This is a genomic window from Arenibacter sp. P308M17, from assembly GCF_003426735.1.
Classification (GTDB): Bacteria; Bacteroidota; Bacteroidia; order Flavobacteriales; family Flavobacteriaceae; genus Arenibacter.
The window spans coordinates 46,949-62,953 of record NZ_QVON01000006.1 but is presented as its reverse complement, the minus strand read 5'-3'; the positions used below and the strand labels follow the sequence as shown (position 1 = coordinate 62,953).

Here is a 16,005-nt window from a genome sequence, read left to right as displayed (position 1 = left end):
CTGTTATTTATTTTAAATTATTAATCTTACTTCTCCCAATTCCTGTATCTTATAAGGAAATTTATCCCCGGGCGATCCTATGAACATAAAATTGGTAGGTATTCGCCACCGTTGCGATAATTCCCTTATTTTTTCCGGGGTAAAACTTCCCGGTTCCTCGATAAAATCCATTTGAATTTTCGGATAGGCACGGTTCAAAACATCCACATCTTTTAAAAGGTTTTTTGCGACGCTTTCGTTTTTACCAAGAACGGCAACGATCTTTACCCTCTTTGTTGGCTCATTTTCTTTAATGTACAACATCACTTTATTTAGCGTGGCCACATCATCATGATTCGTAAAGTATACGAATTGCTGATCGTTGATCCTATGCAATAAGGATTTTGTTTTGGCATTGAGTTTTTGAAAAAGGATTCCTTTATCTGGAAAAAGGTGCTCAAGAATAAGCAGGAAGATTTTGAAAATCGAAACCCTATAAAGCATAAAAAAAACGACCAGTAATGTAGGGATCAAATATTCTATAAATATGGCCAAGTATTGTGGGTTCAGAACGATATTACCTAAAATAGCAGCAATAACCGATATAATAGCTATAATGAGGCCTAACCACGTAGAGCGTTCAGGCCGTGGTAATCGGGATCGATTTATTTTCAACAATAAATTTCCTACTCCGAACAGGATCATAACGGATAAAAAAGCGATGGTATAAACCCCTGCCAATTTAGCCAAATCACCTCGAGTAACTAGAAGTATGGATGAACATAGCGCAAAGAATAAAATGAAGATGATGTATGAACTTCCCCGACGGTTTGTTTTCAACATTATTTTGGGTAGAATCCTATCCAATGCCATACGTTTCATTAGGCCACCTACTCCAACAAATGAGGTCAATACCGCTCCACTTAAGACCAATGCAGCGTCAATTCCAATTAAAAGAGATAACCAATTGCCACCGGAAGTACTACCCAAATATGAAAGCAGGGCATCCTGTTTTTCAAGTACGGTCGGCATGGGAATAATGGCCAAGGCCAAAAAGGCTATTAATGGATTAAAAACCGTTACCACAATCCACATATTACGCAAAGTCTTTGGAAATACACCGGCCTTTTGTTCCTCTACGTAGTTAGCAGAACTCTCAAAACCACTAATGCCCAACATCGCGGCAGAGAAACCTAAAAAAAGAGCTGACATGATTCCACCTTTGACCGGGGTATTAAAGTTCGCAACTAATACATCAAAACCGTTATGTGCAAAATAATAGATACTGAAACCGCACAATAACGAAAGGGAAAACAAATGAAAAACAAATATGGCAATGGCCACCTTTGACGATTCGCCGATTCCCAGAATGACCAAACCCATAAAAATCAATAACAATGCTATTGTCATTGGTATAATTGGTATTACCACCCAAATGCTATGCATGTATTTCACAGCTTCACTTGCAGAAATCACGGCCGTTGCCATATACGACAAAACGGTCAAAGATGCCGCAAGCGAAGCGGTGGATTTTTTAGTTGTATTCAATAATGCATTGTACGCTCCCCCGTTCAACGGTAACGCTCCAACCACCTCGCCGTAAATTCTTCTGAAGAAAAAAAGGACTCCTGCCACCATCAGTAAAGCTATCCACGCATATTGTCCCGAATACACAATGGCAAGAGCTGAAACGTAGAGACAAGAAGAACTAATATCGTTACCACATACGGCAGTGGCTTCTAGTTGATTTAGTTTTTTTGACATCACTTAAAATTACTAAATAATTCTTAAGAAATTTTAAAGGAACAATCATCATTTGCATAAATATCCTTTTAAGATTCGAACATAAAAGTAACCCATCAGAGAACAAGCGTAGCTTTTTGAACCGGAACATACTCTAGCCTCTTTTGTTACTTTCTTTAAAAAATTCAAGAATATGTCCAAAAAAGAAACCCCGCAACAGGCAGGGTTTTCTAATTTTTTAAGTTCTAGTTACTTAAGAGCTAGTTGCCCTCACTGAGCGAAAAGCTGCCATCACCATTGAAATCTGTTACGGTAATGGTAGTCGTCCATACACCTGAAGCCCCGCTAGAAGTGACTCCACTATATGAATCCGGCTCAACGGCACCGTTTAAGCTTCTGTCCAAAACTACTTCTCCAGTAGAATCTTCGACCACCATTCGGAAGGTACCTTCTGCAGTTGCCGTAATATCGGCATTGTAATCGGCTGTGGTGAGACTGTTGTTCCACACAAACGATCGCGTAAGCGACCCGCCGTTACCCGTGAAACTCGCATCGATATCACCATTGAAATCGGAAACATCACCGACCAAAACGGTACCGTTTACGGTGATTCTTGCTGTTGGGTCATCATCTTTACTGCAGGAAACAACGGTCAACATCATAACTCCTGCAATGAATGTTTTAAATAGATCTGAGGTTTTCATGAATAAAATTTTTAAATTAATTAATCTTGTAGGCAAACAATTATGTTTCAAAAAAACCTACTATTTTAAGATGCTAACGATTGGCAATTGGGAATATTGCCCACGAATTGCTAAAAACCGAAAGCGAAATCAATCTATGCACTTTGGATGATAATTATATCATCGGATACTTGTATAGATCAAAGTTTTTCATCGAATAAGACAAAAGGGTTTTCAACAATCCGACCTCCACGATCCTCAATTTATAGAAACGTTTTTGGAGGGATAGAGTTCTTTAGAATTACTTTAGTTTCACGAAGTACCTTACCGTTGATATTAACGGCAAAAAAAATGTTTAATTCTTACTTTTGCATCAATTTTTACTTTCCAAAGAGTAGTACTATAGTAGGGGTTTTAGTATTATTAATGGTTTTGGGAAGTACATATTCATGTACCATTTATAGATCCGTTCGTTATGGAGCCTTACCCAATCAAAACGACTATAAGCATTTCGCTCAACGTCAAATAGACAATAACGGTGCCCCTTTTTGTTTTTCCTATGGAGAAAAGGAGTATAAGCTCGGAAGTACCATTGGATTGACCAACAGGGATTTGAATTCCACAAATGTTAGTTTGGATAGCCTCGTACAATTACATAAAACCCTTTCCTTTCTGATTATCCGAAATGACACCATTTTATACGAGTATTACCAAGAACCCTATTCGGATATCGCACTGTTATCCAGTTTTTCAATGGTAAAACCCATGATCTCTACCTTGATCGGTATTGCGATTGAAGAAGGACGAGTAAGGAGTGTGGAAGATCGTATCGTTGATTATCTGCCCGAATACCGAAATAGATCCGGATGGGGCAAGATTAAGGTCCGCCACCTCCTGCACCATACTTCGGGCATAAAGTTCACGGACGGGAAATTCAGTTTGACCTCGGACAACGCAAAATACTATTGGGGAAACGGACTAAGGGATGAATTAAGTAATGCCACTCTGGAGACGACGCCCGATATCAAATTCAAATACAGCAGTGTCAATACGCAACTTTTGGGCCGTATCATCGAGGAGGTGACTGAAGGTACGGTCTCCGAATATTTGGAAGCGAAACTTTGGAAACCTTTGGGTATGGAGGCACCCGCCTCATGGAGCTTGGACAGAAAAGACGAAAAGGCCATGGAAAAAGTATTCTGTTGCCTTCAGGCACGCGCGATCGATTTTGCTAAATTCGGTCGGCTATACTTAAATGACGGAAATTGGAACGGCCAGCAGATTGTTCCCAAAAAGTGGATCGCATATTCCACCACATCTGATCCCAGTGGCGGCAACAAACATTACTACAATAACAATTGGGGTCTGGGTCCCATGAAATATGGCAGCTATTTTGCCGTTGGTCTTTACGGCCAGTTTCTCTATTTGTATCCCGAAAAGAATATTATAATCGTTCGCTTTGGTAACACCGATACTTCCTATCATCCTAATTACTGGAAGGAAACTTTTTTACAGATTATAGATCAGTTGGAATCTAAATAAATATCGACCAAAATAATTTCTTTAGAATTTACTTAGATTACAGGGTTATCTTTATGGTACTAAATTCGAAGAAATGAAAATTTTAATAGCTGAAGACGAGATTGCCTTGCAACAGTCCATAGTCACGTACCTGGAGCGGGACGGCAACGTGTGCGAGGTCGCATCTGATTATGGCGACGCGGCATATAAAGTAGATCTCTACGATTACGACTTGATCTTATTGGATATCAATTTGGTAACCGGTAGCGGGCTGGATGTACTAAAACAACTTAAGAAAGACAAAAAAGAGACAGGGGTCATAATAATTTCAGCCAACAACTCCCTTGACGACAAACTTGACGGCTTGGATCTCGGTGCCGATGATTACATAACCAAACCTTTTCATTTGGCGGAACTCAACTCGCGAATCAAGGCCGTACTACGGCGAGGCAAATATGGTGGGGACGATACCATTACCTTCAACGAGATCAAGGTAGATACCAAATCTAGGACCGCGTACATTGAAGGAAGGGCATTGTCTTTGACCCGAAAAGAGTACGATCTGTTGGTCTTTTTTATGACCAATCAAGGAAGGGTGCTGTCCAAGGAAATAATTGCTGAACATTTATGGGGTGATAATAGTGATCTTGCCGATAATTTTGACTTTATTTACGTACACATCAACAACCTGAGAAAAAAGATAACCGCGCAGGGGGCGAAATATATCAAAACGGCCTACGGAAGCGGATATAAATTCATAGCGGACTAACATTGAAAAAAAATACGAAAGAAGTACGATTAATCCGAAAGGCCTCTCAAGGCTTTTTGCTTACGAGTGCCTTTTTAATGGTAATTAGTACCGTAGCCCTTTACTTTTACGTTAAGCAGTTGATGCAGAGGGAGGTAGAAGAAGAACTGTATTCCACACGGGCTAGGGTCGAAAGCTCCTTGCGTATAAACAAACCTCCTTATTCGTTACCGCCCGTTTTCGAGGTCGAACAGGTAGCACAATTGGGTAACGAAAAAGTCAAGGACACCATTATTTATGATCCCTCGCAAGATGAAATGGAGGAGTTCAGGGAGCTAATCTCATATAAGAGCATTAACGGTAATTATTACCGTATCACCGTGCGCAACCTAATAGTAGAGTCAGAGGATATCCTTATTGCCATTATTCTTTCCTATATGTTCATCATCCTATTGGTCTTTCTGATCCAGTTCTATTTTAACAGGGCGAAGAACAAAAAACTCTGGGATCCGTTCTTTCGTAATCTAGAGGCCATGAAAACTTTTTCCCTTTCTTCCGATACCCCCATTCCTTTGGAGAAAAGTGGAATTCTGGAGTTCAACGAGCTGAACAAAGAGGTAACCATCTTGACCGATAAGGTTCGGACGGACTATAAGAATCTAAAACAATTTACAGAGGATGTTTCGCATGAACTGCAGACACCCCTTGCCATTATCCAAGCCAAAATTGAAAACTTCATCAATGGCGATACTCTTACTGAAATTCAGTTCGACCAGCTGACCTCCATCCAAAAGGATATCCAACGGTTGACCCAGATGAACAAACGCCTGACCTTGTTGACAAAGATCGAGAACAAGCAGTTCGTAAACTTGAATCAGGTCAACATTACGGGACTGATCGAGGAAACCGTCCAAAACTTCCATGAGATATCCAGCACTGAGATCGAGTTTTCCCATAGGGACAAAATTAGGGTTAAAATGGATGTCCATTTGGCCGAAGTACTTTGCAACAATCTTATATCAAATGCCATCAAATACAGCCCACAAGAAGGTAAAATCAAAGTATCGGCCAAGGGGAATTCCCTCACTGTCTCAAACAAAGGCGCAAAGGCATTGGAGCATCCTGAATTGCTTTATTCACGTTTTTACAGGGAGTCGGAAGCCGCAAAATCAACGGGATTGGGCCTCGCCATTGTCAAGCGTATCTGCGATTACTATGGTTTCAAAATAGGCTATCATTTTGAGGAAGGCAACCATATATTCTCCATTACCTTCAAATGAAAACTGAATAATACCCTCTATGATTTCATAGATTCCACGTTAACTTTGGATTAACCTTAGTTTGCCATCTTATTTCTGGTTTTTATTCAATCCAGATATACCGAAAAGGTCACAGCTAACTTATTTCTAGGTAAATTTCCATTCCCTTTTGTATCCTTCCCTTAATAGGACGCACTTTTGAACGATAGATTCCGCCTTGTCTGGGAATAATAAAAATGCTAACCGATCCCCTTACCCTCAAGAAATACCTAATACTGAATATAGAGATGTCAAGAAGAGTTAAATTTCCAATTACACGGGCATTGGCTCATCAAATTGTTTATAGTTTGTATTATATTATCATTTTTTTCCACTTCTCCTTTCTTTTCTCTTCCAAATATTGACTTTAAATCCGGTCATGGTTGTAAAAATTAATAATTTTCAGCTCCTTGCCATGTCTTATAAAATGGGGTTTCATATCGATTTTATCCAAAATTTTCGCTTTTTGTCCATAACTCTAAAAAGTTTGACCGAATTGCAAATCTTACATTCTATGAAGTTCTCCAAATCAATTGGATTAACCTCAAAAGTACCCCGTTCAGCCCTTATAAGAAATCGCAGTTTTTATCAATATAAATTCCCATTCAGCAACTGCCACAAAAATTCCCTTTCTTGAATCTTTAATCAGTTTTATTTGACCAAGTACTTAATTTGTCTCCACAATTTTCTTTGGGACTTATTTTGATGTGGATTAATATGACAAAGGGTAAAAAAATGCCGGTCACAATTAGGGCATCCATGAGGGACTTTATTGTATCCATTATGAACTGTTTTAGATGATTTTAAAAATTTATTTTTTTTTAAATTTCAATTCCAGCCTCCTCCCAAAGCTTGGTACATTTTTATTCTGGCTCCCATCTGCTCTTTTTTGGTTTCGATTAGCTCGATTTTTGATTCCAATGCTTCTCGCTGCACCAGTAATACCTCCATATAATCGGCTCGAGCCGATCGAAATAGCTGTAGTGAAATTTCAATCGATTCAGTAAGTGCGCGTACCTGATTCGCCTTCAATTCATAGTTGCTTTTAAGGTTATCAATGTTGGAAAGCTGATTCGCCACTTCGATATAGCCGTTCAAAATCGCCTTTTCATATTCGTAAACGGCCTGCAACTGCCTATTGTTTGCATTCTGATATTCGGCCTTTATAGCATTTCTATTGATCAAAGGTCCGACGATATCGCCCACCAAAGAATACAACAACGATTCGGGAATCGAGGTCAGGTATTTGGGATTGAACGCTTCTAGGCCAACCCCAGCTCTTATACCCAATGACGGATAAAAATTGGCCTTGGCCACTTTGACGTTCAATTTAGTGGAAGCCAACTCCAACTCCGCTTTTCGTATATCGGGACGGTTTTGCAACAATTGGGAAGGTACGCCCAAATATATACTATCAAGTGACATAAAGATGAAGCCATCGGAGTTTCGCTTAATGGACTGGGGAGGTCTTCCGATCAAGAAATTGATTTTGCTCTCGGTCTCTACAATTTGTTGCTGGATTTCGAATCTGTTACTTTGGTTTTTAAATACCTCGGCCTCGAACCTTCGAACGGCCAGTTCCGTAACCTTTGCGGCCCGCTTCTGGAGCCTAACCATCTTCAGGGCATTCTGTTGAATCTCCAAATTCTGGTCAAGAATTGCTAGTTGATTGTCCAATGCGACAAGTTCATAATAGCTGGCTGCGATTTCCGATACCAGGTTGGTCACCATAAAGTTTTTGCCCTCGACCGATGCCAGGTACTCCAAAACAGCCGATTTTTTTGAGTTTCGTAGTTTTTTCCAAACATCCAATTCCCATGAGGCCCCTAGTCCGACCGAAAAATTTGGGAGAGGCTCCGGGAATCTTTTATCTTCCCGAATTTCAAGATTATGCTCAACTGAACCGTTTCTGGTATATTCGCCGACCTTTTCGATTTCAACTCCACCATAGATATCAACAAAGGGCAAATATTCTCCTCTTCTGGCCTTGATTTCGTTTTGCGCCATATCGACCTGTTGAAGCATAATATTCAATTCTTGATTATTCATCAAGGCCGAATCAATCAAGACCGACAAGTATGGATCTGAAAAAAAATCATTCCATTTGACAGTCGCCGTATTCAAGGTGTCGGTCGATTGGTTTTGGTAACTACTTGGGATTTTGGTGCTTTCCGCTTTTAAGTCCCTTGTGGGAACACAGGAATCCAGGGCTGCTATTATTAGCGCCATCATCAAAAAAACTTTATCTTTTTTCAAGATGTTCTTTAGTTTATTTATCATCTTTTCCTCTTTTGTTTAATTTTTTCAACAGTTTTCTCATCTCCCGAAGTGCGACTTTTGTCTTACTTTCCTGCTCGCTGACCCGCATCAGTTCTTCTGAGAACGGTTCACTGGCTTCATCTTTGATAAGTGCCCTTCCTTCGGCCATTTTTGCAAAAATGTAGTATAGCCCTGGAATGACCAAGACGCCGCCAATGGTTCCGATAAGCATTCCACCCAAAGCGGAACCACCAATAGTTCTGTTGCCGATGGCGCCGGCACCTGTGGCAATTACTAAGGGAATCAAGCCTGCGACAAACGCAAAAGAGGTCATCAAAATCGGTCTGAACCTAGCCCTAGACCCTTCGATTGCCGCTTCGAGAATGGTTGCCCCTTGGCGGTGTTTCTGCACCGCAAATTCAACGATCAGTACGGCATTCTTGCCCAACAAACCTACCAACATGATCACTCCGATTTGGGCGTAAACATCGTTCGCCAGGCCCATCATTTTCAGCAATGCGAACGATCCAAAAATCCCTACAGGTAATGAAAGGATAACGGCGAACGGAAGTAAAAAACTCTCATACTGCGCGGCAAGAACAAAATACACGAATATCAATACGATGATAAAAATGTAAAGTGATTCGCTTCCTCTATTAGCCTCGTCGTAGGAAAGGCCTTCCCAGGCAATGTCGTAACCATGGGGCAATGATTCGGCCGCCACTTCTTTGATGGCATTGAGAGCATCCCCGGTGGTGTATCCTGCTGCCGGCAATCCATTTATGGTTGCCGAGTTATAGAGGTTGTATCGGGTAATTTCATTTGGCCCTAACTTTTTTTCCATAGTCATGAAAGCTGAGTAGGGTACCATTTCGCCTTCTTCATTTTTCACAAAAAGCTTTTCGAGATCAGATGGAAGTGCCCGATATTCAGGAGCAGACTGGGTATACACCTTAAAAAACCTGCCATAAAGTATAAAGCCCTGTTCATAGGTACTTCCAATCAAAATGTTCAAATTTTCCATCGCCTTTCCAATAGAAACTCCTTTCTGCATGGCTATTTTATTATTAATTTTAAGCTCGTATTGCGGATAGTTCGCTGAGAAAAAAGAGAAGAGTCCAGTCAATTCCTTTCGCTTGCCCAAAGCTTCCATAAAGTCATCGTTGATTTTTCCAAAGGCATGATAATCTGTAGAGTTGGTTTTATCCAACAACCGCATTGAAAACCCGCCTGAGGAACCAAAACCAGGTACTGCGGGTGGTTCAAAATATTCAATACGCGCACCGAGGTTTTGGGTTTCTTCTTCCAGTTCTTCCATAATCTCATGAACGGAATGATGCCTTTCGCCCCATGGTTTCAAATTGATAAGACAAGTTCCTGCATTGGATCCACGACCTTCGGTCATAATCTCATATCCTGCCAATGAGGATACCGATTCCACTCCGTCCATTTCCTCACAAATCTGTTGTAATTTACGGGCAACATCGTTGGTACGTTCCAAGGTTGCGCCCGGGGGCGTTTGTATAATCGCATAGATCATGCCTTGATCCTCATTGGGAATGAACCCGGCCGGCAATACCTCGTTGGTAAAAGCGATGCCCACGCAAAACGCTATTAAAATGCCGAACGTGACGAATCTTCTAGTAACGATTTTGTTCAATAATCCGACATAACCCCCTGTCAACCTTTCAAAGCCTTTGTTGAACCAATCGATAAATTTATCGATGGGCGATTTCTTTTTAGGTTTACCATGATTGTTCTTTAATAATATCGCGCATAGCACAGGAGTCAAAGTAAGTGCCACAACCGCCGAAATCACGATGGATCCTGCCATAGTAATCGAAAACTGGCGGTAAAACACCCCCACAGGCCCCGTCATAAACGAAATGGGTATGAACACGGAAACCATGACAAGGGTAATGGCAATAATCGCACCACCGATTTCTCCCAGCACTTCGGTCGATGCTTTATAGGGGTTCAGATGTTCCTCTTCCATTTTAACGTGTACCGCCTCAACCACGACGATGGCGTTGTCGACTACGATACCGATGGCCAGTACCAAAGCGAACAACGTAATTAGGTTGATTGAAAGACCGAAGAGCTGAATCACGAAAAACGCACCAATTAACGAGACTGGTACAGCAATTATAGGAATCAATGTCGAACGCCAATCACCCAAGAACAGAAAGACAACTATTGCTACTAGTATGAAGGCATCCCGAAGCGTGTGCAAAACCTGTTGGATTGAAGCGTCCAAAAAGGAGGCAACATCATAACTGATTTGATAGTCCAATCCGGGCGGAAGGTCTTTTTTTAGCTCTAACAATTTCGATTTAACTTCGTCGATCACATCCTTACCGTTACTCCCCAACGTTTGTTTTAGAACAATCGAAGCGGAAGGACGGCCATCCAGATTGGAATAGATATCAAAAAATTCGCTGCCAAGTTCTACATCGGCCAGATCGCCCAGGGTAATCGTCTGGCCTTCGGTATTGGCGCGTACAATAATATTCTTGTATTGTTCCGGTTGATTATATCTTCCTTCATATGTGAGTACGTATTCCAAGGATTGCGATGTTATCCCCGAGCTTTGGCCGATTCTTCCAGGTCTGGCGATAACACTTTGTTCCTGCATGGCCTCCATGATTTCCTCGGCAGAAACATTATAGGCACGCATACGATCAGGTTTCAACCATACCCGCATAGCGTATTTTCTACTTCCCAATATCTGAGCACTCGCAATACCGTTTATACGTTGTATTTCCGGGATAATCTTGGTATACGCATAGTTATATAGAAACTTTTCGTCGTGGTGCTCGTCCTTGGTAAAAAGGTTGACATACATTAACATACTCGGTTGTACAGGGGTAATGATGACCCCTTCCTTTTGTACCAGTTCGGGTAGGTTGGGCATCACTTGATCCACACGTGTCTTGACCATGACTACGGCTCTGTTGGGATCAGTGCCCGGTTCAAAAATAACACGAAGAGTACCTTCGCCGGCACTGGTGGCATCCGATGCCAGATAGCGCATACCCTGAACCCCATTGATTGCGGTTTCCAATGGAATGAGCGTGGAGTTCACCAATACATCGGCACTTGCGCCGGGATAAGCTATAAAAATATTTACTGTTGTCGGAGCAATTTCGGGAAATTGTGAAATGGGCAATTGCTTAATTGCCAAAAGGCCTGTAAAAACGATCATTACCGATATGACAATCGCCAATACTGGTCTTTTTATAAATTTTTTAAACATCTTTTATGGAATTTAATGTGATAATTACTCAGCGTAGAGTGCCAAGTTTGCCATGACCGATTTTGGTTCTACGAAATCAGTTTTCACGCTCTCGCCATCCTTGACCATTCGAATACCCTCCAAAATGATATGATTATTTTCCAATAGCCCCTTATCGACAATGAACAAGTTGGGTAGTTCTCCTGTTACTATAATTTCACGTTGATGTACGACTCCATGCTCATCGACCACAAAGACATATTTTTTATCCAATACTTCGAAAGTGCATTTTTGCGGGATGATCAGGGCATTTAGGTAAGGTACCTTCATTATTATACTTCCTGTTTCGCCATGTCTCAATATTTTATCAGGATTGGGAAATGTGGCCCTAAAAGCGATATTCCCGGTCTCGCTATTGAACTCCCCTTCAATAGTCTCGACGATCCCTTTTTGGTCGAAAAGTTTATTGTTGGCCATTAAAAGACCTACTTCCTTTTTATTGTCCTTATCGGCACTGATAATGTAATCGAGGTATTCCGCCTCTGGCACATTGAAATAGACCCACATTTTGCTATTATCAGAAAGACTGGTCAATAGTTCTCCCTCGTCCAAAAGACTCCCTTCCCGCACATGAAGGTGATCCATAATGCCGTCAAAAGGAGCCCTAATGTCTGTAAAGTCCAAATGTGTTCGTGCCAATGCCACTTCTGCCTTGGCCTTATCATAATTCGCCTTGGCCATTGAAAGCTCGTTTTCGGACACTACATTGCCATCGGCCAATAACTGGGTGTTCTGAAGCTCTATCTCCGCCATTTTGGCCTCAGCGCTGGCCTTTTGGAGGTCTGCCTCGTATACATTGGGCATAATATGGAACATTTTCTGACCTTTGCTTACCATTTGACCTTCATCCACGAAAATTTGTTTCAGATAGCCCTTTTCCAAGGCCCTGAGTTCAATGTTTCGAATAGAATGGATTTGGCAGACATAGTCTTTGGTAATTGAGGTATCTTTTCTAACCGGACTAGTAACGAGATACTTGGTCGCTTCGTGTTTTTTTTCTTTTTCATTCTGACAGCCTGTAATTAATGACATAGCCAACATGCAAATGAATATGGGGGTTGCCCTCATAATTTTAATTTTTAAAATTTTTTTTGGATATATTAAAGTAGGATTCCCATGGTCAATTCAACAAAGAATCACCCTAAATTGGGGTAATGCCCCGATATACTTTTGATGCAAATGGATTTCCTGTACACTCCGACCAACGGCCGATGGTGATAAATTAGGCAGGTAAAATGTTATAAAAGATGGTGCCGGCGACTACAGTACATGGCATAAAGTGGTATGCCGTGGAATTTTGGCTCAACATCTCTAGCTTTTAGATAATGCGAATTACAGTAATAGGAAAGTTTAGTGTTGACTAACTGTAATAAGTTCTGGAATGGCAAGAAAACCTTTTCCTCAAATTCCTGTTCGGACTGGATTTCTGTTTCAGTATAGACTATATGTTGCTTGTCCTGTAATGACAAGCCGTGAATATATGACGCATATTGTGAATGTACGCTTTGTCCGGATTTTCTAAATTCTCCCAAAGAAGAAACTTCCGGACCATTCTCAAAAGAAAGGCTGTGACCCGCAAAGAGGGACAAGAAAATAAACAGAGGTAAAAATTGCTTACAAATGCAAGATTTAAATGCGTTCACATCAATTAAATTTGAGTGAAAATGTATTTTATTTTTAGAAATACGGTTTAATTTTTAGTTTTTTTTTGAGAACTCGCCATATCGGAAGCATAGGATTCAGCCAATTTTTTAAGGGGAAGCACGTTCCGTCCGATGTCCCTGTAGGATTTTTTACTAGGTTTTTTTAGGTTATTATTAGGGCCTAGATTTTCAATATTATTCAAATATTCAAGAGAAATCCAAATGCGTAATATTGATGGTGTGGGTTATTTCAAACCTTTCCAACCCAGATAAAACCTAAAGCTAAGCTTCTTAAATTGCTGATTTTTAATTAGGGTTCAAAAACCTTTACAAATTATATTTTCATTAACTTTAGATTCCCTTTAATTTTCCATCTTATTTTTGGCTTTTATTCAAACCAAATCCTAAGTATGTCGAAAACGCTGAGCCTCCTTTTTTTACTAAGTTCATTTTCATTCCTAATTGCACAAGAAACGATAATCGTCAGTGGTCAATTGTTCGATTCCGAAACCAAAGAAACTCTGCCCTTTGCCAATGTTGCAGTTCACACTTTTGAAGACAACACCTTGGTAACAGGAGCGATAACAGATATCGATGGTAGGTTCGAAATACAGGAACTGTCCGAGGGCAAATATGTGATCTACTTTTCATTTATAGGATATTCTGGAACGCAACAAACATTATTGGCAGGTGGACTGAACACCGTTTTCGATCTGGGCAAGGTTGGGCTAGCCCCTTCTTTGGAGGCTTTGGACGAAGTGGAGGTAACAGGTACCGAAGCGACCACCAATTCAGACCTTAACAAGAAGTCCTTTAATCTTGATAATAATATTGCACAATCCGGGGGTTCCGTTTTGGATGCCATGAAAACCATGCCAGGAGTGACTTTTGACCAAGAGGGGAAAGTAATCTTACGGGGCAGTGATAAAGTGGTGGTCTTGATCGACGGGAAGCAGTCTAGCCTAACAGGCTTTGGCAACCAAAAGGGGTTGGGCAACATCCCTGCATCCAATATCGATAAAATCGAGATTATTAACAATCCATCCGCAAAGTATGATGCCAACGGATTTGCGGGTATCATTAATATCGTTTACAAAAAGGAAAAACAATCGGGCTTCAACGGCGATGTAGGACTTTCCTTTGGGTTAGGCGCACTCGGGAAACGTAAACCAGATACCAAGTCGGATCTCGGCAGTTTTTCAATAAATCCCAAATTGATTCCCAGTATCAACTTGAACTACAAGCAGGACAAAATCAACTATTTCCTGCAATCGGAATTCATTCTACAGGAAGCCTTGCCCAACAACGAGTTCACGACCCGTAACTATGATGATGGCCGTAATATTATATCGCAAGTTCCCGAGAACCGAAAACAATTCAGGTCCATCATTAATGGCGGTTTCGATTACGACCCGGACGAGAACAACAGCTTCACTTTTTCAGGTCTTTACGATAGGGAAAAACATATCGATACTGCCCAAGTGGCCTTTATTGATCTGGATACAGATACCCGAAACCGCATTTATAATTGGCAGGAAGAAGAGGTTACACGCTACATCAACGCTACGGTGAACTATCGCCACAAGTTCCAACAGGCCGGGCATAACTTGAGCGCCAACGCCCAATACACGCAGGGACTGGAAGACGAAACCTATTCCTTGAATGACAGTTCTTCGGTACGCATTGGGCGGGACAAAACGAACATCCGCGCCATTGAGAATACGACCAGTGTCTCCGTCGATTATGTCAGGCCATTAAAAAACGGGCGCGTAGAACTGGGTACCAAACTGCGGATTCGTCGGCTGCCCGTGGATTATACCATTACACCAGGTAACAATTCTATCATCTATCCCGATCTGGGAACATTCTCCGATTGGGGCGAAAATCTTTATGCGGGCTATGTCAACTATCTTTTGGAAAAGGAAAAATACGATGTGGAAGCCGGACTTCGGGCCGAACAGACCGATGTGTTCTACGATTTGGATCCTAGGAACGCCTACTATCCCAACAATGACGAATACGACTATTTTGAATTCTTTCCGAGTGTGCGGGTTACCTATAAGCTCAATGACCGCAACAAAATTTCCGCATTCTATAACAGGCGTATCGACCGGCCCGGTGAACCCGAACTACGCATCTTTCCGAAATATGACGACCCCGAACTGTTAAAAGTGGGCAACCCGTACCTGCGACCACAATTTACGGATGCCTTTGAACTGGCCCATAAATATTCATGGGGGACGGGTTCCCTTTTTTCGGCACTTTACCATAGGATCATCCAGGACCAGTACATGCGGATTTTCGCCATCGACGATTCCAATCCCGACTACGATATTGTAAACCGCATCTACCAGAACACGGGCAGTGCCACCAATACGGGCATCGAACTATTGTTAAGCCAGGATATTTCCAATTCCTTTAAACTATCTGCCACGGTCAACTATTATGTGAACGCCATCGATGCCTATCAAGGCATGTTGCTTTTTCCGTTCGAAAGGCCCTTCATTATCTCCGAATCCAGTGATGAGGCCTGGGATGCCAAGCTGACCAGTGAATTCAAACTGCCTTGGGAAGTTTCCGCACAGTTGACGGGCGTTTACTACTCTGAAAGGAATATTCCGCAGGGCGAACAATTGGGACGTTCCTCAGTCGATTTTGGACTTAAAAGGAATATTTGGGACAACAAGGGCGAACTGACCTTAGCGGCTGCCGATATCTTCAACACCTTCGGTATCCGTCAAGAAGTGGAAGGCCAAGGTTTTATAGCCCTTTATGAGAACTATTACGAAACCCAGATTATAAGGGCAGGGCTCAAATATAGATTCTAGTCGTAGTT

General features: G+C 41.5%; 9 protein-coding genes. 4 read left to right on the top strand and 5 right to left on the bottom strand.

All coding sequences use genetic code 11. From position 1 onward, the window contains the following. Positions 1 to 12: 12 nt before the first annotated feature. Together D0S24_RS14680 and D0S24_RS14675 are read right to left on the bottom strand one after the other, a co-directional pair. Positions 13 to 1,743, bottom strand: a complete 1,731-nt coding sequence (locus D0S24_RS14680) for an APC family permease (protein WP_117020626.1) — start codon at positions 1,741 to 1,743, stop codon at positions 13 to 15. 239 nt (positions 1,744 to 1,982) lie between these two features. Beyond that, positions 1,983 to 2,426 carry a hypothetical protein gene (locus D0S24_RS14675; protein WP_069858010.1) on the bottom strand — a complete coding sequence of 148 codons (444 nt, stop codon included), beginning with the start codon at positions 2,424 to 2,426 and terminating at the stop codon, positions 1,983 to 1,985. Positions 2,427 to 2,837: 411 nt separating this feature from the next. On the opposite strand from D0S24_RS14675, the gene D0S24_RS14670 reads away from it, so the two are divergent. The 3 genes from D0S24_RS14670 (at position 2,838) to D0S24_RS14660 (ending at position 5,954) form a co-directional block, all read left to right on the top strand. Continuing rightward, positions 2,838 to 3,947: a serine hydrolase gene (locus D0S24_RS14670; RefSeq protein WP_181938112.1), complete on the top strand. Its 1,110-nt coding sequence runs from the start codon at positions 2,838 to 2,840 to the stop codon at positions 3,945 to 3,947. A gap of 73 nt (positions 3,948 to 4,020) precedes the next feature. Further along, positions 4,021 to 4,695, top strand: a complete 675-nt coding sequence (locus D0S24_RS14665) for a response regulator transcription factor (protein ID WP_069858015.1) — start codon at positions 4,021 to 4,023, stop codon at positions 4,693 to 4,695. 2 nt (positions 4,696 to 4,697) lie between these two features. Next, the gene (locus D0S24_RS14660) at positions 4,698 to 5,954 is read left to right on the top strand and encodes a cell wall metabolism sensor histidine kinase WalK (RefSeq protein WP_251795799.1); all 1,257 of its coding nucleotides are present in this window, start codon (positions 4,698 to 4,700) and stop codon (positions 5,952 to 5,954) included. 846 nt (positions 5,955 to 6,800) lie between these two features. On the opposite strand, the gene D0S24_RS14650 is transcribed toward D0S24_RS14660, so the two are convergent. From D0S24_RS14650 to D0S24_RS14640, 3 genes are read right to left on the bottom strand one after another with little or no spacing between them, the layout of a single operon-like run. Next, positions 6,801 to 8,252: a TolC family protein gene (locus tag D0S24_RS14650; RefSeq protein WP_117020624.1), complete on the bottom strand. Its 1,452-nt coding sequence runs from the start codon at positions 8,250 to 8,252 to the stop codon at positions 6,801 to 6,803. After that, positions 8,242 to 11,487 carry an efflux RND transporter permease subunit gene (locus tag D0S24_RS14645; protein ID WP_069858020.1) on the bottom strand — a complete coding sequence of 1,082 codons (3,246 nt, stop codon included), beginning with the start codon at positions 11,485 to 11,487 and terminating at the stop codon, positions 8,242 to 8,244. The genes D0S24_RS14650 and D0S24_RS14645 overlap by 11 nt, the downstream gene beginning before the upstream one ends. Positions 11,488 to 11,511: 24 nt before the next feature. Continuing rightward, a complete protein-coding gene (locus D0S24_RS14640; protein ID WP_117020623.1) occupies positions 11,512 to 12,594 on the bottom strand; it encodes an efflux RND transporter periplasmic adaptor subunit in 1,083 nt (360 codons plus the stop codon). Between the two features lie 985 nt (positions 12,595 to 13,579). On the opposite strand from D0S24_RS14640, the gene D0S24_RS14635 reads away from it, so the two are divergent. Further along, positions 13,580 to 15,997, top strand: coding sequence for a TonB-dependent receptor domain-containing protein (locus D0S24_RS14635; protein WP_117020622.1), 2,418 nt, complete (start codon positions 13,580 to 13,582; stop codon positions 15,995 to 15,997). Positions 15,998 to 16,005: the final 8 nt, after the last annotated feature.

Excerpts from the sequence above, each read along its gene's own strand:
- D0S24_RS14675 (WP_069858010.1), bottom strand. The coding sequence starts at position 2,426 with ATGAAAACCTCAGATCTATTTAAAACATTCATTGCAGGAGTTATGATG.
- D0S24_RS14650 (WP_117020624.1), bottom strand. The coding sequence starts at position 8,252 with ATGATAAATAAACTAAAGAACATCTTGAAAAAAGATAAAGTTTTTTTG.
- D0S24_RS14635 (WP_117020622.1), top strand. The coding sequence starts at position 13,580 with ATGTCGAAAACGCTGAGCCTCCTTTTTTTACTAAGTTCATTTTCATTC.
- D0S24_RS14645 (WP_069858020.1), bottom strand. The coding sequence starts at position 11,487 with ATGTTTAAAAAATTTATAAAAAGACCAGTATTGGCGATTGTCATATCG.
- D0S24_RS14680 (WP_117020626.1), bottom strand. The coding sequence starts at position 1,743 with ATGTCAAAAAAACTAAATCAACTAGAAGCCACTGCCGTATGTGGTAAC.
- D0S24_RS14665 (WP_069858015.1), top strand. The coding sequence starts at position 4,021 with ATGAAAATTTTAATAGCTGAAGACGAGATTGCCTTGCAACAGTCCATA.
- D0S24_RS14640 (WP_117020623.1), bottom strand. The coding sequence starts at position 12,594 with ATGAGGGCAACCCCCATATTCATTTGCATGTTGGCTATGTCATTAATT.